The organism is Martinezella sp. CNPSo 3795 (assembly GCF_057784475.1).
Window position 1 is genome coordinate 142,997 of sequence record NZ_JBXSOQ010000010.1, and the last position, 18,846, is coordinate 161,842.

The 18,846-nt window shown below is 58.7% G+C and carries 17 protein-coding genes; 13 read left to right on the forward strand and 4 right to left on the reverse strand.

What is annotated here, in order from left to right:
• Positions 1-11 precede the first annotated feature (11 nt).
• Positions 12-476, forward strand: a complete 465-nt coding sequence (derI, locus tag AC13QY_RS24480) for a D-erythrulose-4-phosphate isomerase (protein ID WP_028754331.1) — start codon at positions 12-14, stop codon at positions 474-476.
• A gap of 202 nt (positions 477-678) precedes the next feature.
• Here the strand turns inward: derI and AC13QY_RS24485 are convergent, their stop codons facing one another.
• Both AC13QY_RS24485 and AC13QY_RS24490 read right to left on the reverse strand, forming a co-directional pair.
• Positions 679-1,380: a FadR/GntR family transcriptional regulator gene (locus AC13QY_RS24485; protein WP_028754332.1), complete on the reverse strand. Its 702-nt coding sequence runs from the start codon at positions 1,378-1,380 to the stop codon at positions 679-681.
• A 103-nt stretch (positions 1,381-1,483) separates the two neighbouring features.
• Complete coding sequence (locus AC13QY_RS24490; protein ID WP_028754333.1) at positions 1,484-2,278, reverse strand: SDR family NAD(P)-dependent oxidoreductase; 795 nt, start codon at positions 2,276-2,278, stop codon at positions 1,484-1,486.
• Positions 2,279-2,424: 146 nt separating this feature from the next.
• On the opposite strand from AC13QY_RS24490, the gene AC13QY_RS24495 reads away from it, so the two are divergent.
• The 12 genes from AC13QY_RS24495 to AC13QY_RS24550 all read left to right on the forward strand — a co-directional run bounded on the left by AC13QY_RS24495 (position 2,425) and on the right by AC13QY_RS24550 (position 15,535).
• On the forward strand, positions 2,425-3,777 hold the full coding sequence (locus AC13QY_RS24495; protein WP_488494058.1) for a four-carbon acid sugar kinase family protein: 1,353 nt from the start codon (positions 2,425-2,427) through the stop codon (positions 3,775-3,777).
• Positions 3,778-3,787: 10 nt separating this feature from the next.
• Positions 3,788-4,675, forward strand: coding sequence for a beta-keto acid cleavage family enzyme (locus AC13QY_RS24500; protein ID WP_488494059.1), 888 nt, complete (start codon positions 3,788-3,790; stop codon positions 4,673-4,675).
• 68 nt (positions 4,676-4,743) lie between these two features.
• Positions 4,744-6,276 carry a sugar ABC transporter ATP-binding protein gene (locus AC13QY_RS24505; RefSeq protein ID WP_488494060.1) on the forward strand — a complete coding sequence of 511 codons (1,533 nt, stop codon included), beginning with the start codon at positions 4,744-4,746 and terminating at the stop codon, positions 6,274-6,276.
• Positions 6,277-6,313: 37 nt separating this feature from the next.
• A complete protein-coding gene (locus tag AC13QY_RS24510) occupies positions 6,314-7,276 on the forward strand; it encodes an ABC transporter permease (RefSeq protein ID WP_488494061.1) in 963 nt (320 codons plus the stop codon).
• 93 nt (positions 7,277-7,369) lie between these two features.
• Entirely contained in the window at positions 7,370-8,368 is a 999-nt protein-coding gene (locus tag AC13QY_RS24515) for a substrate-binding domain-containing protein (protein ID WP_488494062.1), read from the forward strand.
• Positions 8,369-8,435: 67 nt separating this feature from the next.
• The gene (locus AC13QY_RS24520; RefSeq protein ID WP_488494063.1) at positions 8,436-9,470 is read left to right on the forward strand and encodes an aldo/keto reductase; all 1,035 of its coding nucleotides are present in this window, start codon (positions 8,436-8,438) and stop codon (positions 9,468-9,470) included.
• Positions 9,471-9,475: 5 nt separating this feature from the next.
• On the forward strand, positions 9,476-10,765 hold the full coding sequence (oiaX, locus tag AC13QY_RS24525) for a 3-oxo-isoapionate-4-phosphate decarboxylase OiaX (protein ID WP_488494064.1): 1,290 nt from the start codon (positions 9,476-9,478) through the stop codon (positions 10,763-10,765).
• Positions 10,766-10,768: 3 nt separating this feature from the next.
• On the forward strand, positions 10,769-11,749 hold the full coding sequence (locus AC13QY_RS24530; RefSeq protein WP_488494065.1) for an aldo/keto reductase: 981 nt from the start codon (positions 10,769-10,771) through the stop codon (positions 11,747-11,749).
• Positions 11,750-11,924: 175 nt separating this feature from the next.
• Positions 11,925-12,881 carry an L-threonylcarbamoyladenylate synthase gene (locus tag AC13QY_RS24535; RefSeq protein ID WP_488494066.1) on the forward strand — a complete coding sequence of 319 codons (957 nt, stop codon included), beginning with the start codon at positions 11,925-11,927 and terminating at the stop codon, positions 12,879-12,881.
• A 272-nt stretch (positions 12,882-13,153) separates the two neighbouring features.
• Positions 13,154-14,197 carry an aldo/keto reductase gene (locus AC13QY_RS24540; RefSeq protein ID WP_488494067.1) on the forward strand — a complete coding sequence of 348 codons (1,044 nt, stop codon included), beginning with the start codon at positions 13,154-13,156 and terminating at the stop codon, positions 14,195-14,197.
• Positions 14,197-14,697 carry a hypothetical protein gene (locus tag AC13QY_RS24545; RefSeq protein ID WP_488494068.1) on the forward strand — a complete coding sequence of 167 codons (501 nt, stop codon included), beginning with the start codon at positions 14,197-14,199 and terminating at the stop codon, positions 14,695-14,697. Before AC13QY_RS24540 ends, AC13QY_RS24545 begins: the two co-directional genes overlap by 1 nt.
• Positions 14,669-15,535: an N-acyl homoserine lactonase family protein gene (locus tag AC13QY_RS24550; RefSeq protein ID WP_488494069.1), complete on the forward strand. Its 867-nt coding sequence runs from the start codon at positions 14,669-14,671 to the stop codon at positions 15,533-15,535. Before AC13QY_RS24545 ends, AC13QY_RS24550 begins: the two co-directional genes overlap by 29 nt.
• Positions 15,536-15,656: 121 nt before the next feature.
• Here AC13QY_RS24550 and AC13QY_RS24555 read toward each other — a convergent pair whose 3' ends face one another.
• Both AC13QY_RS24555 and AC13QY_RS24560 read right to left on the reverse strand, forming a co-directional pair.
• Positions 15,657-17,030, reverse strand: coding sequence for an NAD(P)(+) transhydrogenase (Re/Si-specific) subunit beta (locus AC13QY_RS24555; RefSeq protein ID WP_488494070.1), 1,374 nt, complete (start codon positions 17,028-17,030; stop codon positions 15,657-15,659).
• A gap of 13 nt (positions 17,031-17,043) precedes the next feature.
• On the reverse strand, positions 17,044-18,615 hold the full coding sequence (locus AC13QY_RS24560; RefSeq protein ID WP_488494071.1) for a Re/Si-specific NAD(P)(+) transhydrogenase subunit alpha: 1,572 nt from the start codon (positions 18,613-18,615) through the stop codon (positions 17,044-17,046).
• Positions 18,616-18,846: the final 231 nt, after the last annotated feature.

Consider the following 18,846-nt stretch of genomic DNA (forward strand, 5'->3'; position numbering starts at 1 on the left):
GGAGAAAGAACATGAAGGTAGCCGTTGCAGGAGACAGCGCTGGCGAAGGTCTCGCCAAGGTTTTGGCCGAACACCTGAAAGGCCGCTTCGACGTGTATGAAGTGTCCCGGACCGATGCGGGCCCAGATGCTTTTTATGCCAATCTGTCCGAACGCGTGGCCTCGGGCGTTCTCGATGGCACGTATGACAAGGCGATTCTCGTTTGCGGAACCGGAATCGGCGTCTGCATCGCAGCAAACAAGGTCCCGGGCATCCGGGCCGCTCTGACGCACGACACCTACTCCGCCGAGCGCGCTGCCCTTTCAAATAACGCGCAGATCATCACGATGGGCGCCCGTGTGATAGGATCGGAGCATGCCAAGGCGATCGCCGAGATGTTCCTGGGCAAAACGTTCGACGAACGTGGCCAATCAGCGGGCAACGTCAGGGCGATCAACGATCTGGACAGCAAGTATCATCCCGGCGCACCGACCTAAGCCGCTAGTCGGATAGGCGCAGATCGACCCGGCTGGCACGCCCTGATCGCTGATAGTCCTGGCCCGCCTGGGAATGGGGCGGGCCGTGCGCCTCCGCATCGAGGCTCAGCGGCCGCCTCGGTTAAACAGTCCGCTGTGATATTACGCCCAGGACCGAAAACAAGGCATCTCTAATCACACTAGGAAGATCAAGGAACCCCCGTCATTTCAGCAACGACGTGCGGAAGTGCTCCATGTTCTCCTCGACGCTCTCGCGGCTAAGGTCGCCGGTCTTTCTGTCGCGGATCATTTCGAACATGTGTTCATGAAGCCCGACAGCCCGCCACTTGCCACTGACCTCAAGCGATTTTTGGACCCATGGTGCGACCATGTTCAGCACGAAATCCGCAACCACGGCGATCAACGGATTTCCCGCAGCCTTGTATATGGCTCGATGAAAGTCGAGGTCGGCCTTGAGCAGTTCTTCGATCGGGGAGTTCGGATCATCCGACAGTCTCTTCAGCCGGTCGATGCACTCCCTCATGATGGCAAGATCTTCGTCTGTGCGCCGCAACGAGGCGAGTTCCGAACAGTTGCGGTCGAACACGAACCGCAGTTCCATCAGCATTTCGGGCGTCGAACTCTGAAGATAGAGCTGGAACATCGCAAGCGGCATTGCCGGAAGGCCTTCGTCTTTCCGGATATAGTTGCCAAAGCCGTGTCGGGTCTCGACGAGACCCGACACGGCAAGTGTCTTGATCGCCTCCCTAATCGGAGTACGGCTGATGCCGAGCAACTGAGCCAGCTCCTTTTCATTGGGAAGTTTGTCGCCGGGCCCAAGGTTTCCTTTGGCAATTTCGCCCGTGATATAGTCGAGCGCAATGTCCAACCTGCTTGGGATTTTTTTGGGATCAACAGACAGCATTCCTAGTCACGCTCCAATCAGAAAATTGAGGAAGGTACGAGGTCATACCGCGTTTTGCGTTTTGCGACAAATGCCGAACGGTGGAACTGGCCACTTATCGAAGTTATTCGCTGATCTGTCCCAGTCGCTTCGAGGCCTTTGGATCGAATGGGAACATGAGGCCAGCGGCCAAGAAGCCGCCGTCGACGTTCAGCGTGTGGCCCGTGATATAGGCAGCCTCGTCGCTCGCCAGGAACACCGCGGCGTCGGCGATTTCCGACGGCTCGCCGTAACGGCGTTGCGGAACAAGTCGATGATAGGCTTCACGAGTCTCGACCGTATGCATGACCTTCGACACCTCGGTTAATATCGGGCCGGGGGCGATGTTGTTGACGTTGATACCCGATTCGGCGAGTTCGACCGCCATCACCTTCGTGAGGAGCTCGACGCCTGCCTTGGAGGCGCCATAAGCGGAACGGCCGACCCCGCCCTTTTGACCGGACAAGGAAGCGATGTTGATGATTCTCCCGTAGCCCTTGGCCGCCATGATCCGCGCGAAAGCCTGCGCTACGAGAAATGTCCCCGTCAGATTGATCCGGACAACACGCTCGAATTCCTCCCTCGAGCTTTCAAGGAACAAGGTGGTCGCGCCCACGCCTGCGTTATTAACGAGTATCTCGACTGTACCGAACCGGCCGACTGCTTCCTTAACGATAGCCTCGACGTCTTCATCGACCGAAATATCGGCGCGGACGGCCAGCGCCCGGTCGCCAAGCCGGACCGCGGCCTCGTTAGCAACCTCCCGATCGCGGTCGACGATGACGACGTTCGCGCCTTCGCGAACGTAAGCTTCAGCGATTGCAAGTCCAATGCCTCGGCCGGCGCCGGTCACCACCGCAGTACGCCCAGACAGTCTCATTTTGTCCTCCAATTCTTGAGATGAGGTATAAGGTATAAGGTATGACCTTGACAGGGTTATGAGCCGCTTCTATTAGTATTGTCAAGAGTGGAGCACGGCCGAAGTATGGAGGCAGATATCCTCGGCCGGGAGATTGGGAGAATTCGATGCCATCAGGTGGTAGGCTCAAGGCCGTGTTTTACGGCGACGACTTCACGGGCTCGTCCGAAAATCTGGCGCAGTTCCATCGGAGCGGTGTGAAGGGCAAGTTGTATCTGGCGCGTCCTTCCGTGGCGAAAGCGGCCGCGGATTCTCGAGCCTATGACGTTCTTGGTTTCGCCGGCACCGCGCGGGCATTGTCGGGAGTCGACCTCGATGAGGAACTCGACAGCGCCTTTTCGATCATGCGCACCCTCGATAGTCCGTTCATTCAATACAAGATCTGCTCGACGTTCGACTCGTCCCCGACCGTTGGAAGCTACGGTGCCGTCCTGGAGCGCGCCGCGGCCCACTTCGGGAAAAGGGACGTTTCGGTCCTGGCCGCTACTCCGGACTTCGGGCGCTACACATGTTTCGGAAACCATTTCGCGCGCTTCGCCGACCGGATTGAGCGGCTTGACCGTCACCCAAGCATGTCGTGCCATCCCAGGACGCCGATGCACGAGGCCGATTTGCGCAAACATCTGGCCGGGCAGACGGACAGGGAATTCATCAATGTCACGCTGCCCATGATCCGGAACCGTTCAGCCATGGAAGACCGCGTGTTTAAGGCTTTCCAAGAGGGGGCAGGGGTCATTTTCGATGGCCTCGAAAACACTGATCTCGCTGCTGTCGCCGATTTGCTTTGGGCGCGGTGTCCCAAGCTCCCTATGTTTGCGCTTGCAGCTCAAGGCCTTGCGCAACAACTTGGAGCGCTTTGGGCCCGTTCGGGGTTGCTATCTTCGTCCATGCCGGTGAAGACCGAAATCACCGGGGTCGAAAATCTTTTGGTGTTATCCGGCAGCTGCGCCCTTCAGACTGGACGCCAGATCGCGGCGGCGGAAGCTGCGGGCTGGAAGATGGTCCACTTGGATGTTTCCAAGATAGAGTCAGACGACCAGGCTGCGGCTGTTGCTCGAGAGGCCGCTCTAAAGGCGATCGAAGGCCTTGATCGTGGCCGCCCCACAATCATCTACACGGCCCGCGGAGAGTCGGGCCGCGTGACCGGTGGCGATGTGCCGGCGGAACGTTTGGGAGCCATCTACTGCGACGTTGTTCGGGCCGTGCGCCGCGTCATTTCCTTGCCCCGCATCGTTTTTTCCGGCGGGGACAGTTCGAGCTACGCGGTGCGGACAGTCGGAGCGGAAGCGCTCGAGATCGCAGTTTTCGATGAAGTTCAGAATTGCCATGTCTGCCGTCTGGAAGCGCCAGGAGATGCCGAGGTCGATGGCCTCGAAGTCATGCTGAAGGGTGGGCAGGTTGGTGGCGATGACTTCTTTCTGCGCGCCAAGGCGGGCACTGTGGGTTCAGTGGCAGCATAAGGATCGGGCGATGCAAAAGAAGATCATCCTAGAAGCCAGGGTCAACGAGTACGCTCCGCGTACTTCCAACCCAAATATTCCATACACCGCCGACGAGATCGTTGAGGCTGCTATTGCCGCTCGGAAGGCCGGAGCAGCGATCCTCCATTACCACGCGAGAACTCCTGATGGAGGCGCGACCAATACCGTCGAAGCGAATGCCGAAATCATCCGCAAAGTCAGGGGCGCAACCGATCTGCTGATCCTCCCGACTCTTGGTTTCATTTCGAATGACTCCGACGCCAAGAAACGCATCGACACGGTGGCCACCCTAGCACTGGATCCGGCCACGCGGCCTGACATCGCTCCGATCGATACCGGATCGGCCAATCTCGAAAGTTGGGACACCGAAAAACGCACATTCGAAAACCCCGAGAGGCTTTATCTGAACACGACCGAAAGCCTCGCGCATTATGCGCGCACCTTGGCCGAAATACGCGTGAAGCCGAAACTGGTTTCGTGGTCCGTTGGATTTACACGTCGCGCCGTCGCTTTGATGGATGCAGGTCTAGTGACGGGTCCTGCTTACTTTCTCCTCCACCTCACGGGAGGGCGATACATCACCGGGCATCCGCCAACCGAGGCTGGTCTAATGGCGCACCTTGCATTCCTCCCGGACGACAGACCGATCGAATGGACGGTGAATTGCCTGGGGGGCAATCTACTGAACATCGCTCCTGCGATTTGCCGGCTGGGCGGCCATATGGCGATTGGCATCGGCGATTACCCCTATGGTGAGCTCGGTACACCCACCAACGCCGATATAATATCCCGTGCTGTCGACGTCGCCCAAAAAGTTGGACGCGAGCCTGCCACACCGGACGAGGCGCGCGCGATCCTGGAATTAGAGAGCGCCTAGAGCCAGCGCAAAATGACGCGCGCCTACAGCGGCGTAGCTTTCAATTTTATGAGGTATGACGTCATATCATGGTCAACGCAACTGAGAAGATTGAAGCCCTGTCAACCGTGCCTGCTTCGCCGGAACGCGTGCTTCTCCGGGCAGAGGGCGTGCAAAAGTCGTTCAACGGTGTTCCGGCGCTGGTCGACGGACGACTGAGCCTAAAGGCCGGCACGGTCCATGCTCTGTGCGGTGGTAACGGAGCGGGCAAGTCGACCTTTCTCAATATCACGATGGGATTGCTCCGCCGCGATGGAGGTACGGTTGAGATCGATGGTGAACAAGTCGACTTCAAAAGCGCGGCGGACGCTCTGCGCCACGGGATCGCCATTATCACTCAGGAGCTTTCTCCGGTTCCCGAGATGACCGTCGCCGAGAACCTTTACCTTGGCCGTGAACCGAAGAGGCTTAGCGTTTTTGTCGATTTCGCTCAGATGCGAAAGGACGCTCAAGCTTTCCTCGACGAACTGGGTTTCGAGGTCGACGCCCGTAAGAAGATGGGAGAACTGAGCCTCGCCCAGGTTCAGCTCGTCGAAATCGCCAAGGCGCTCAGCTACCGCGCACATATTGTCATTATGGACGAGCCGACTTCGGCGATCGGCGAACACGAAGTCCACGTCTTGTTCAACGCGCTCCGTAAAATCACCGCGCGTGGCTCCGCGATTATCTACGTGTCGCACAAACTCACCGAAATCTTCGAGATTGCGGATGAATACACGGTATTTCGTGACGGCCGTTTTATCGAGACCGGAAATGTTAAGGACATCGACCGTCGTCATCTCGTGACACAGATCGTAGGCCGAGAAGTCAAGCTGGTCGAAAAGGGCAAGCCTCTCGAAGACGCGCCGATCCTCCTTTCCGTCTCGAATCTGGCCAGAGGTACCCACTTTCGGGACATCTCGTTGGACGTGGCATCGGGCGAAGTGGTCGGCATCTACGGCCTACTCGGGTCCGGACGAACCGAATTCCTCGAGACGATATTTGGACTGCATTCGCCGACTGGAGGTGAGGTTGTTTTTAACGGCGGCAGGGTGAGACCGGGCAGCCCCAAGGAAGCGATCCAACGTGGAATGGCGATGGTGACCGAGGATCGCAAGGATAGCGGGCTCGTGCTGTCGGCGTCGATTGCTCATAACATTACGCTGTCCTCGCTCGCCTTGATGGCTGTCAGCGGCTTTATCCGAGGCGACAAAGAGCGGAGCGCGGTCAAAGACATGATCGCCTCCCAGCGGATCAAATCGTCTTCGCCGGACGTCGCCGTGGAAACCTTGTCGGGTGGCAACCAACAGAAAGTCGTGCTGGCCAGATGCCTCCTGACGAATCCGAAGCTCCTGATTTGCGACGAGCCGACGCGCGGCATCGATGAAGGTTCGAAACAGGAGATCTACGCGTTCCTGCGCGACTTCGCGGCAAAGGGTAACGGCGTACTCGTGGTTTCTTCCGAGGCACCGGAGATCATGCAGCTGAGCGACCGGATCGCGATTTTCAAGCAGGGGCAGCTCGTCAACATAATCGACGGTGCCGAGGCATCACAACAGACGCTCATGGATTTGGCGAGTTGATCGACAGCGCCAATCTGTCAATGGGAGGATTCGAGTAATGAACACAATCGCTATCGGAAAATCAGGAAGTTTCCGTGCCGGAGAGATCATAAGGCAATTCAGTATTGTGGTGGTTTTCTTCCTGATCGTGGCATTCTTTTCGTTCGCCAGCCCGTATTTCATGAGTTGGCCGAACTGGCTCAATCTGGTTCGCCAGTCGTCGATTAACGGCATTCTGGCGATCGGTGTCACCTTTGTGATCCTGACCAAGGGCATTGACCTATCCGTTGGATCGGTCATGGCCATCGCCGGCATGATTGCTGCGAGCCTGGTCACCGAAACGAACGAACACTTCGTCCTCATCGGCATCTTGGCGGGACTTGCCGTCGGCGCCGGACTAGGGCTCGTGAATGGCGTTCTCGTGGCCGGGATCAAGGTCCCGCCGTTCGTGGTGACGCTTGGAATGCTGAGCGTGGCCCGCGGTCTGACCTTGATCTTCTCCCAAGGAAGCCCGATCCCCAATCTTTCCGACGCCTACAAGTGGATCGGCTCGGGCCAGGTCATGTACATCCCGGTTCCGATCATCATCCTGTTTCTCGTATTCATCATCGGATGGGTCGTTCTGAATTACACGACCTTCGGTCGCTACGTCTACGCTGTCGGCGGCAATGAGAAAGCAGCGCGTACGAGCGGCATTTCAACGAAAATCATCGTCGGCGCAACCTACGTCATCTCCGGCCTCTTGGCAGGCCTGGCTGGGCTTGTGTTGACCGCGCGGACAACCGCGGCGCTGCCGCAGGCGGGTATCGGCTACGAGCTCGACGCCATCGCCGCCGTCGTCATCGGAGGCACCAGCCTCGCAGGCGGCCGTGGTTCATTGCTTGGCACTCTGATCGGCGCGCTGATCATTGGCACCATCAATAACGGCATGGATCTGATGGGGGTGTCGTCCTATTACCAGCAGGTGCTCAAGGGCACCATCATCGTGGTCGCGGTCATCGCCGACCAAATCCGCAAATAACGAATTTCGGAATTGCCGCCGACGTGGTCGGCGACAATGCCCGGTCATGCGAGGCGTGTTTGGGCAGTTTTTAAACCAGAGGAGATCAATAAAATGCAGACGTTTAGGAGGAGCCTGCTCAAGGCAGGTGCGGGACTGGCGCTTGCCGCGGCAACACTTGCCGCACCGAAATTGGCGGTCGCGGAAGACAAGATCCGCATCGCAGCCCTGTCGTTCGGTGAGTCAGGCGAATACATGAAGGCCTGGTCGACGGAAATCAAGAACCACCCCGCCGTGAAGTCCGGCGAGGTCGAGATCACCGTCTTCGACGGCAAATATGACCCGCTGACCCAGGCCAACCAGATCGACACCGCGATCACCCAGCAGTTCAATGCGATCATCATGGCTCCGTTCGACCTTGAGGCCTCGGCACCGCCGATCGACAAGGCCGCCGAAGCGAAAATCCCGCTGATCGTGTCGGCGCTCAAGACGAAGTCGACGAACTACACCGCGTCAATCATCGTCAACGACACCGAAGGCGGCCGCATCATTGCTGAAGAGCTCGGCAAGCGTCTTCCGAACGGAGGCAACGTCGTGCTCATGGAAGGACCGATCGGCCAGTCCGCCCAGATCGAGCGCCGCGCCGGCATCGACGCTGGCCTGGCCAAGTTCCCGAACCTCAAGCTCATTGAGAACAAGACCGGCAACTGGAGCCGCGCCGAAGGTCAGGCTCTGATGGAGAACTGGCTGCTCGCCCATCCGGGCCAGATCAACGGCGTCCTCGCCGAGAACGACGAAATGGCGCTGGGTGCTATCGAAGCGATGAAGAGCTCCGGCATCGACCTCAAGACGGTTCCGGTCTTGGCGATCGACGGTATTCCGGACGCCAAGCGCGCCGTGAAGAAGGGCGAGATGGCAGTCAGCCTTTACAAGTACGCCCGTGCCGAAGGCCAGGGCGCGGTCGATCTCGCTCTTCGCGCGATCAAGGGCGAAGGCTACAAGCCGCAGTCCGAAGTCTGGGGCTCGCTGATGGAATGGAAAGACGGCACCCAGAAGGACTACACCGTGCCGTGGCTGATCCTCGATTCCACCAACGTAGAAAAGTACATGTAATTGGACAACGGCGGACGGCCCGCGCCGGCCGTCCGCCTTACAAGACCAAGAAATAGGATCGACCACGATGTTGGAAAGAAAACTTGGAAAGACGGATGTGACGCTCACCTCGCTCGGGCTGGGAACGTCGCCGCTCGGAGGCTGCAACGTCGACGTCGGCTTCCCGACATTCGAAGCGGTGGTTCTCAAGGCCTACGAGCTGGGTGTGCGTTACTTCGATACGGCACCTTTGTACGGGCTGGGAAAGTCGGAACACTCCCTCGGCCATGTCCTGCGGAACAACGATCTCGTGGGCAAGGTCGTCGTCAGCACCAAGGCGGGACGCATCCTCAAGCCGGAAAGCCGCGCCAAGCGTGCCGAAAGCCTGTATGGCATCGACTGGGTTAAGGCGCTGCCGTTCGTCGACGAGTACGACTATTCTTATGATGGCATCATGCGTGCGTTCGAGGACAGTCAGCAGCGTATGGGGATGGACCACATCGATATCCTCTATCTCCACGACGTGAGCGGCGAATGGCATCGTGAGGCGTACGACACGCATCTGTCGGCGCTCAGGGCCAGCGGCTACAGGGCTTGCGACGAGTTGCGCCGGACGGGCTCCGTCAAGGCGATCGGCCTCGGTGTGAACGAGACCGCTTCGGTCCTGCAGGTGGCGGAGGAGTTCGACCTCGACTGCTCCATGGTGGCCGGACGCTACACCCTTCTGAACCATGGCGCGCTTGAACATTTCTACCCCGAAATGCAGCGTCGCGGCATCGGCATCATCGCCGCCGGCATCTACAACTCGGGCATTCTCGCCGAGGGCAGCAAGTCGATGACGACGACGCGGACCTATGATTGCCAGCCCGCGCCTGAAGCGATTGTCCGTAAGGTCGAAGCGCTCGAGGCTGTCTGTGAACGCCATGGCGTATCGCTTCCAACCGCCGCCACCCAGTTCGTCTACGCGCATCCAGCGGTGACCGCCGTCGTCCAGGGAGCACTGACGCGCGACCACGTCGTGGGGAATGTTGCCGCGATCTCGACACCGATCCCGGCCGCATTCTGGGACGATTTGAAGTCCTCGGGCCTCATCCCCGCGGCCGCGCCAGTACCGACGACGTGACTCCCATGAGGATAGAATTGGCTCAACCGAGGCCCTCTGACATCCTGGTCACTTATCGGATCGAAACGGCGGGGAGCCCTGAGGCATTGGCCGCAAAGATCGCGAGCGACCAATCCACCGGAACGTTCGTTGAGTTGCCGGGCGAGACGCCGGAGCTCAAAGCTCGGGCGGCCGCCAGGATCGTGGCGTTCCAGAACCTGGATGTAATCGACGCGCCGTCTCTTCCCTCTGAGGGGAGAGCGTTCAATCGCGCCCAGGCCACGATCGCCTATCCGCTTGAAGCGGTAGGCACTGACCTATCGGCCCTGACGACGATTGCCCTCGGCGGCGTTTGGTCGATCAAGGGGTTTTCCGGGCTGCGGATTGTCGGGCTTGAGTTGCCGTCGGAGTTCGAAGGCGTCTACCCCGGTCCCCAATTCGGCATTGACGGTTCCCGGCGACTTACGGGTGTCTATAACCGGCCAATCATCGGCACTATTATCAAGCCCGCGCTTGGCCTAACCCCGCATGAGACAGCGGATGTGGTCGCCGATTTAGTCGCTTCCGGCGTCGACTTCATCAAGGATGACGAGAAGCTGATGTCGCCGCCGTACTCCTCGTTGGAGGCGCGGGTGAAAGCCATCATGCCGTTCATCCGTGACGAAGAGCAGCGCACGGGAAAAAAGGTGATGTATGCCTTCGGTATTTCCGATGTCGATCCCGACGAGATGGTCCGCAAGCACGACATGGTGGTGCGCGAGGGCGGCAACGCCGCGGTGATCAACATTAATTCGATCGGCATGGGCGCATTCCTGTTTCTGCGTCGACGTTCATCTCTGGTTTTGCATGCCCATCGAAACGGTTGGGATCTTCTCACTCGGCACCCAGGCCTGGGGTTCGACTTCTCGGTTTACCAACAGCTTTGGCGCCTGCTCGGCGTCGACCAATTCCAGATCAACGGGATCTCTGCCAAGTACTGGGAACCAGACGACTCTTTCGTGCAGTCGTTTCATGATCTCCAAAAGCCGATCTTCGATGACGGCGATCGCCCTCTACCTGTCGTTTGCTCGGGCCAGTGGGGCGGGCAGGCACCGGAGACTTATCGGAGGACGGGGCAGACGATAGACCATCTTTATCTCTGCGGTGGTGGGGTGGTCAGCCATCCCGGCGGGCCGTCGGCGGGCGTGAGAGCTGTCCGCGCAGCCTGGGACGCTGCAGTCGGCGGAATTGATCTCCATGAATATGCCAAATCTCACCCGGAGTTGGCGCAGGCGCTCGCCAAGTTCGGCTCGAAAACCGTATCAGAAGGAAAATAGAAGATGGAATACCGTCAACTTGGCCGGTCAGGTCTGAAAATCTCGCAACTGGTTCTCGGCTGCATGAGCTTTGGCGTCGCGGATCGCGGCAACCATGCGTGGACCCTGTCCGAAGACGACAGCAGGCCCTTCATCAAAGAGGCGCTCGAGCTGGGCATCAATTGTTTCGACACGGCCAACGCCTACTCGGACGGCACCAGCGAGGAGATCGTGGGCAGGCTGCTGAGAGAGATGGTGCCTCGTGACGAAGTCGTCATTGCCACCAAAGTTTACGCAAAGATGCGCAATGGAGCGAATGCGATCGGACTCTCTCGCAAAGCAATAATCGCAGAGGCCGAGGCGAGCCTGAAGCGCCTGGGGACCGACTACATTGATCTCTACCAGATTCATTTCTGGGACAACTCTACGCCCATCGAAGAGACGTTGGAGGCGTTGACCGATCTGGTTCGGAGCGGAAAGGTCCGCTACATCGGGGCAAGCAATTGCTACGCGTGGCAATTCGCAGGCGCGCTCTACAAGTCCGACGCTGCTGGATGGTCGCGTTTCGTATCGATGCAGGCCCAGATGAACCTCCTCTACCGCGAAGAGGAGCGGGAGATGCTGCCTCTCTGCCAAGCGGAAGGTGTGGGGATCATCGCGTTCAGCCCGCTTGCTCGCGGCCGCCTCAGCCGGCCTTGGGAGGAGAGCAGCTTGAGGTCACAAACCGACAACGTGACGGCCCGGTTCTACGGCCACGCTGATGACGCGGACCGGCAGGTGGTGGACGTCGTCGCAAAGATCGCGGACGCCAAGAACGTTTCGCGATCGCTCGTCGCGATGGCTTGGCTTAACAGCAAGAGGGGCGTGACGGCTCCTATCATCGGCGCAACAAAGCTTCAGCACCTGAAGGACGCCGTCGCTTCTTTGGACGTCAAGTTGAACGACGGCGAGATCCGCGCACTCGAGGAGCCATATGTGCCGCACAGGGTGGTGGGCTTGAACTGAGTTATCTCCGGGGGGCGCATTTGGAAAAGTCCGGGGCAATCGGACCTTGGCTTCCGCACACGTGGACATGTCGTTTCGATCTAGCCCTAGAGACAAGGGACGCCGGCCGACGAAGGCGTCTCGTTAGACGAGTGGACCAAGCAAGTGACGACTCCACTATCATCGCGAGGAAAAAATGCCCGTGACCCGCCGATTTGACGTTAGCGACAGCGCGATCGAAGCTGCCGCACATCTAATGCGAAATGGTGAAGTTGTGGCGTTTCCGACCGAGACGGTTTACGGGCTCGGAGCGGATGCCAGCAACCCAGCAGGGATTGAGCGGATCTACGAAGCCAAGGGGCGCCCCCGTCATAACCCGCTGATCATCCACGTCTCCGATCTGGAAATGGCGCGCCGAATGGCGCATTTCCACCCGGAGGCAGAGGTGGTTGCTGCGAGCTTCTGGCCCGGACCCCTGACATTGCTTCTTCCCAAGAGGGCCGACGCGGGGCTTGCCTCCGCGGTCACTGCAGGCATGAACAATGTCGCGATCCGTTTTCCCTCATCCAGTGTCGCGCAACGGCTGATCCGAGCCGTTGGATTTCCGGTGGCAGCCCCATCGGCCAATCTCTCGGGAAAAATCACCTCGACACGGTTCGCGGAGGTCTCTCGCCAGTTGAACGGGCGGATATCGGGACTCGTCGAAGAAGACACATGCGATCACGGCCTCGAATCCACCATTCTGTCGCTAGTCGAGGCCCCGATCATTCTACGCCATGGGTCCGTTCCTCAGGAAGCACTGGAAGCCCTCCTCGGTCCGATGGGCGAGGACAGTACGCCCCAGAAGGTCGCGGCCCCGGGCCAGTTCAAGAGCCATTACGCTCCGGAAGCAACAGTGGAGATGAATGTCAACAGTCCCATTGGCAATATGGTTTGGATCGGTTTTGGACCGGCAAGCAAGGGGTGCGATTTAACGCTGTCCTCTTCTGGTGACCTCCAGGAAGCTGCCCGCAACCTCTACGCCGTCATGAGCGAAGCCGACGCTCTCGCAAGGCCAGGTGACGTAATCGCATTTGCCTCGGTGCCGCTTGTCGGTCTTGGTAAGGCGATCAATGACCGATTGAAACGTGCTGCCGCGCCGCGTTCAACCTAGCCGATCGTGACCAATTATGCGTTGGGCAGCGCACATGCCTGCGCGAAAAAACGCTTGCATCTAAAGGTATGACCTTATACCTTACACCTCGCTGACAGAGGAGTCAGAGGAGGATGTGTTCATCATGCTTTTTCTGGTGAGTGGGGCGGACATTGGCACCGCAAGGCGCGTCCTCTCATGGCGTATTTCAATGAGGGTCTTTCCCGAAATTAGGACGGCGAGGCTGAAATCACGTCGTCCCGACACTTCATATCGACATCAAGGATGAACACATGACTGAACTTGGAATTCGGCCTCTCGGTAAAAGCAAAGTACAGGTGACTTCGCTGGGGCTGGGCACAGTGCCGCTCTCTGGCTTCAACGCCGATGTCTCCTACGATGAATTCGAAGCTACCATCCTCGCTGGCTACGCGGCGGGAATACGCTACTTCGATTGCGCACCGATGTACGGCTTTGGCAAATCCGAGCATTATCTCGGTCACGCCCTCCGGGCGAACAAGCTCCGCGAAAACGTGGTGGTGAGTACCAAGGTCGGGCGCGTGTTGAAGCCCGCAAGCAGGACGAAGAAGCTCGAGACCGTCTATGGCATCGATTGGATCGACCCGCTTCCGTTTCTCGACACCTACGACTACACCTATGACGGCGTGATGCGTGCATTCGAAGACAGCCAACAGCGTCTGGGGCTTGACTATATCGACGTTCTTCTGGTTCACGACGTTGGACGTGCCTGGCACGGGGACGAAAGCGAGTTCTACTGGGATCAACTCCGTGCCTCCGGTTATAAGGCACTCGACGAGCTTCGGTCCTGCGGCGCCGTCTCAGCCATCGGTCTCGGGGTCAACGAAACCGAATCCGTCGTCGGCGTCGCGCGTGAATTTCCGATCGACTGCTCGCTGATCGCCGGCCGATACACGCTCTTGAACCATGCTCCTCTTGAGGCTGCGTTCGACGAGTTGCTCCAGCGGAACGTATCCGTGATCGCGGGAGGTATCTTCAACTCAGGGATCCTGGCGACTGGAGTTGGCGGCGCCACCGCCACGTACGATTACGGCAAGGTTCCGACGGCCGTCGTCGAAAAGGTGAAGGCCATCGAAAACATCTGCTCAAGATATTCGGTGAGCCTGCCTGCAGCTGCGATGCAGTTCGTCTACGCGCATCCCGCCGTAGCCACTCTCGTCATGGGCGCGAAGAACCAATTCGAAGTTGACCAGAACGTCAACGCTATCAACGAGGCGATTCCCCCAGCGTTCTGGAATGATTTGAAAGAGGCAAACCTTCTCCCGCCGAACGCTCCGTTGCCGACGACTGGCCGATAATGAGCAGCGGTACGGTCCGCCGCAACTTCAAATGTGATGCGATCGTCGATCCTGTCGCGTTGAGCGAGGCGCGCGCAGGCTTCGAAGCGCTGGTACGGACATATGGCGAGCTCATCGCGGTGTACTCGTTCATGCATTTCGCGTCGAGGGAGAAGACTATGCGCCTCCTGGCTGGCGAACTCGCGGATCGCGCCGCCGAGATAAAGCGGTCGATTCGTCACGTGTGGTCCGTCGCACTCGGTTTTACGCGCGATACCCACGCGCTGGTTCATCTCGAAAATACCGACCGCCTACTTGTCGAGGCGGAGGGGCAGCTTCAACGCGGCGTGTTCGGTTCAGCTGCGACGCTGGTGGGTTTGCTTTCAAATGCGACGGCCGAACTGAATCGTTCGGCCGCTATCCTGGGCACGACGACCTTCGATACCAGCGCATGCTGTGGAGGGTCACTATTTAGACACGGGGAGGAAAACCATGGGAGCACATTCGATCTGGGTGCTTGAATACTCACGCAGCCCGGTGCACCCGGTCAGCGGAGTGTTTTATGGCGCCCACAATCAAGGCACGATGAACCTGCCGTTCGCCTACATTCTCATTAAGACAGGAAACGCCGTGGTATTGGTCGACGTCGGGCATGACGCCGCGGATTTCGGAGGCCAAATCGCCAACTCAATCGGCGTCACCGGATGGACACCTCCGGACATCGTTCTCGGGGAATGCGGGATAAGACCCGCGGACGTCACGCATGTCATCCTCACGCACGCGCACTTCGATCACATCGGCGGCCTCAAGTTCTTTCCGAATGCGAAAATTTTCATTCAGAAAAAGGAATTGGAATCCTGGATGTGGATTTTGGCAAAGGGTCGCCGCTTCCGTTCATTGCAGGCGGGATTGAACCCGGCGGACATCCTCTATTTAACCAAGGCGAATATCGAAGGCCGGCTGGAATTGGTGGAGGGGGAACGTGAGAATTTGGTGCCCGGCATTCATGTCTATCCCGCCTTCGACACTCATACGGCAGGATCGCAATATGTGGTGGTCGAGACCGGTGATGGAGCCGACAAGTATGTCTTGTCTGGCGATGTCATCTATACCTACAGCAATCTTACGGGCGGGGACGCAAATGACCCCTGCTTCGTACCTCCCGGCCTAGCCAATGGCAGCCAGACACGCCTGATCGAGTCCGCCGATGAGATGCTCAAAATCGTCGGCATGGACGAACGCCGTATCGTTCCCATGCACGAGGAAAAGTTGTCAGAAATCTATCCGTCACGCGTGACCGATCGCGAGCTCATGCTCGTCGAGATATGTTTGGCCGACGGAGAGCGGTCCAGAGTGTGACCGATCAGAGGTCCGCTAACGCGAAGCCACTCAGTTCACAATCGTCCTCCCAGACGATGCGCAGAGGGAAAGGCCGGGTGTCGATTGATCCCGGCCTTTTTCCAATTTCACTTCTTCACATCTACCTGAGCAGGGGGATTAGCTGGCTGACGGAGTTCTTCGCGTCGCCATAGAACATTCGGGTGTTCTCCCTGAAGAACAGAGGATTCTCGATCCCCGAATATCCGGTACCCTGTCCACGCTTCGATACGAACACCTGCCTCGCTTTCCATACCTCGAGAACAGGCATGCCGGCGATCGGCGAGTTCGGGTCGTCCTGCGCCGCCGGGTTCACGATGTCATTCGAGCCGATGACAATGACGACGTCCGTCTCCGGGAAGTCGTCGTTTATTTCATCCATTTCGATGACGATGTCGTAAGGCACCTTTGCCTCGGCAAGGAGCACATTCATATGGCCAGGCAATCGACCCGCCACAGGATGAATCGCGAAGCGCACGGTCTTGCCGGCGGCGCGCAGCTTGCGCGTCAGTTCCGATACCGCAGCTTGCGCCTGAGCCACAGCCATTCCGTAACCCGGTACAATCACCACGCTCTGCGCGTCGTTGAGCGCGGCGGCCACCCCGTCGCCGTCGATTGCGATCTGCTCGCCTGTGATTTCCATCTGCGGTCCAGCGGAGTTGCCGAAACCACCAAGTATGACCGAGAGGAAGCTGCGGTTCATGGCCTTGCACATGATGTAGGACAGGATCGCGCCCGACGATCCGACGAGGGCTCCGGTCACAATGAGCAAATCGTTGCCGAGCAGGAAGCCCGTGGCCGCCGCTGCCCAGCCGGAATAGGAGTTCAGCATCGACACTACGACGGGCATGTCGGCACCGCCGATCGCCATGACCAGATGTGCTCCGAGAAGAAACGCGATCAAAGCCATCAGATATAGCGTCCATGATCCCGCGTCGATCATGTAGAGGATCATCAAGGAGAGCGAGATGACAATCATGGCCGCGTTGCACAGGTGGCGGCCGGGCAGGATCAGCGCCTTGCCGCCGACTCGTCCAGAAAGCTTTCCATAGGCAACAATCGATCCTGTGAACGTGACCGCTCCTATGAAGACTCCGATAAAAATCTCGGCTTCATGAATGACTTGCTCGCCCGCAGTTGCGAACGTGTGCGCGGTGAGATCGGAATTGATGCCTATCAGCACCGCGGCGAGGCCCACAAAACTGTGCAGCGCCGCCACCAACTGCGGCATCCCCGTCATCTCGACGCGCTTTGCCAAGACTGTACCAAGGATCGCACCGACGACCAGAGCAAATCCGAGTGTCCCGGACAACCCGACACCGGGGCCGAAAACGGTGGCTACGATCGCGATGCCCATGCCCGTGATGCCGTACCAGACGGCACGCTTGGCGCTCTCCTGACCGGAGAGTCCGCCGAGCGCGAGAATGAAGAGGACTGATGCCGCGATGTAGGCGGCGGTTTGAATTCCGTTGGTCATAGGAGCCTCCCGCTCAGGATTTTTGAAACATCATCAGCATGCGTCGGGTCACCATGAACCCGCCGACGATGTTGATGGTCGCGATCAAGACCGACAGGCTCCCGAGCAACGGTACCAGCCAGCCGGGGGAACCTATCTGCAAAAGAGCACCGAGCACGACGATCCCGGAGATCGCGTTGGTGATTGCCATCAACGGCGTGTGAAGGGAATGGCTCACTCCCCAGATCACCTGGAAGCCGACGAAGCACGCAAGGACGAACACGATAAAATGCGCCATGAAAGCAGGCGGCGCGTAAGCGCCGACCAGTGCCATAAGGAACCCTCCCGCTAAGAGCAGGCCGACCTGCGTGCGTGTAGCAGAGCGGAAGGACGCGCTTTCAGCAGCGCGTTTTTCCTCGAGCGTGAGTTCCCGTGTCTTCTCCTTGGGCTTCTGCGCGGCAATCGCCTGCACCTTGGGCGGCGGTGGAGGGAAGGTGATGTCACCCCGAAACGTCACAGTTGCGCCGCGGATAACATCGTCGTCCATGCTGTGAACGATCACACCATCCTTGCCCGGAGTAAGGTCGGCGATCATGTGCCGGATGTTGGTGGAATAAAGCAACGATGACTGGGCTGCCATCCTGCTCGGATAGTCCGTATAGCCGATAATTGTCACACCGTTGTCCGACACCACCTTCTGATTGGCGACCGTGAGCTCGCAGTTTCCACCGCGTTCCGCAGCGAGATCGACAATGACGGATCCTTGTTTCATCGCCGCGACCATGTCTGCCAACCAAAGTCTCGGAGCATCGCGGCCCGGTATCAAAGCGGTCGTGATGACGATGTCGATCTCCGGAGCGAGCTCGCGGAACTTGGAGAGCTGCTTCTCGCGGAACTCCGGCGACGAGGGTGCCGCATATCCACCTGTCGCTGCGCCGTCGGTCTGTGCGTCAAAGTCAAGATAGACGAACTGAGCTCCCATCGATTGGATCTGTTCGGCCACCTCAGGCCGGACATCGAAGGCGTAGGTGATCGCGCCGAGGCTGACGCTGATGCCGGTCGCCGCCAACCCCGCCACGCCGGCGCCGATGATCAGCACCTTTGCCGGCGGTACTTTGCCAGCCGCGGTGATCTGCCCGGTGAAGAAGCGACCGAAATTCGCACCGGCTTCGATGACAGCCCGGTAGCCAGCGATATTCGCCATGGAAGACAGAGCATCCATTTTCTGTGCGCGGCTGATGCGCGGCACCATGTCCATGGCAATGACGTTCGCGCCGGAAGCTCTTGCGCATTCGAGCAACTTTTGGTTCGCCGCGGGATAAAAGAACGAGATCAGGGTCTGCCCAGGCGAAAGTAAAGCAACCTCATCATCGGACGGCGGGCGGACCTTGATGATCACGTCGGCGGCCGCAACAAGCGCCTGCGCGCTCTCGACGATCGCGACGCCTGCCGCACGGTACGCGTCGTCTGAGATGCCAGCCCTAATCCCGGCGCCCGTCTCGACAATCGGCTCGTGTCCAAGTTTTTGAAGTTGCCGTGCGGAGTCCGGCGTCAATGCGACGCGCGCCTCACCGTCCAACCGCTCACGCAGCGCTCCTATCTTCATTCAAAATCCCTCCTGTTCCAAATAGTGCCTCAGCGCTTCCAAGCGACGATCTTTTGCGCGGCTGGGTCGGATGATGGCGGCCAATCCTCGCTCGCAGCCGGCACCTCAATAACATTAAGCGGGTGGCTTCACAAGAAAATCAAACAAAATCACACAAAATAATGTGATGATGTTATTTTGTATTGTGGCGATCTTGATGTTAAAGATTCGGGTTCATCGCGTCGGAGGACT

Bases quoted from the DNA above. Each gene is read 5' to 3' on its own strand.
- AC13QY_RS24510 (WP_488494061.1), top strand. From the start codon at position 6,314: ATGAACACAATCGCTATCGGAAAATCAGGAAGTTTCCGTGCCGGAGAG.
- AC13QY_RS24560 (WP_488494071.1), bottom strand. From the start codon at position 18,615: ATGAAGATAGGAGCGCTGCGTGAGCGGTTGGACGGTGAGGCGCGCGTC.
- AC13QY_RS24550 (WP_488494069.1), top strand. From the start codon at position 14,669: ATGGGAGCACATTCGATCTGGGTGCTTGAATACTCACGCAGCCCGGTG.
- AC13QY_RS24515 (WP_488494062.1), top strand. From the start codon at position 7,370: ATGCAGACGTTTAGGAGGAGCCTGCTCAAGGCAGGTGCGGGACTGGCG.
- AC13QY_RS24545 (WP_488494068.1), top strand. From the start codon at position 14,197: ATGAGCAGCGGTACGGTCCGCCGCAACTTCAAATGTGATGCGATCGTC.
- AC13QY_RS24485 (WP_028754332.1), bottom strand. From the start codon at position 1,380: ATGCTGTCTGTTGATCCCAAAAAAATCCCAAGCAGGTTGGACATTGCG.
- AC13QY_RS24495 (WP_488494058.1), top strand. From the start codon at position 2,425: ATGCCATCAGGTGGTAGGCTCAAGGCCGTGTTTTACGGCGACGACTTC.
- AC13QY_RS24535 (WP_488494066.1), top strand. From the start codon at position 11,925: ATGCCCGTGACCCGCCGATTTGACGTTAGCGACAGCGCGATCGAAGCT.
- AC13QY_RS24540 (WP_488494067.1), top strand. From the start codon at position 13,154: ATGACTGAACTTGGAATTCGGCCTCTCGGTAAAAGCAAAGTACAGGTG.
- AC13QY_RS24505 (WP_488494060.1), top strand. From the start codon at position 4,744: ATGGTCAACGCAACTGAGAAGATTGAAGCCCTGTCAACCGTGCCTGCT.
- AC13QY_RS24500 (WP_488494059.1), top strand. From the start codon at position 3,788: ATGCAAAAGAAGATCATCCTAGAAGCCAGGGTCAACGAGTACGCTCCG.
- oiaX (WP_488494064.1), top strand. From the start codon at position 9,476: ATGAGGATAGAATTGGCTCAACCGAGGCCCTCTGACATCCTGGTCACT.
- AC13QY_RS24490 (WP_028754333.1), bottom strand. From the start codon at position 2,278: ATGAGACTGTCTGGGCGTACTGCGGTGGTGACCGGCGCCGGCCGAGGC.
- AC13QY_RS24530 (WP_488494065.1), top strand. From the start codon at position 10,769: ATGGAATACCGTCAACTTGGCCGGTCAGGTCTGAAAATCTCGCAACTG.
- AC13QY_RS24520 (WP_488494063.1), top strand. From the start codon at position 8,436: ATGTTGGAAAGAAAACTTGGAAAGACGGATGTGACGCTCACCTCGCTC.
- derI (WP_028754331.1), top strand. From the start codon at position 12: ATGAAGGTAGCCGTTGCAGGAGACAGCGCTGGCGAAGGTCTCGCCAAG.
- AC13QY_RS24555 (WP_488494070.1), bottom strand. From the start codon at position 17,030: ATGACCAACGGAATTCAAACCGCCGCCTACATCGCGGCATCAGTCCTC.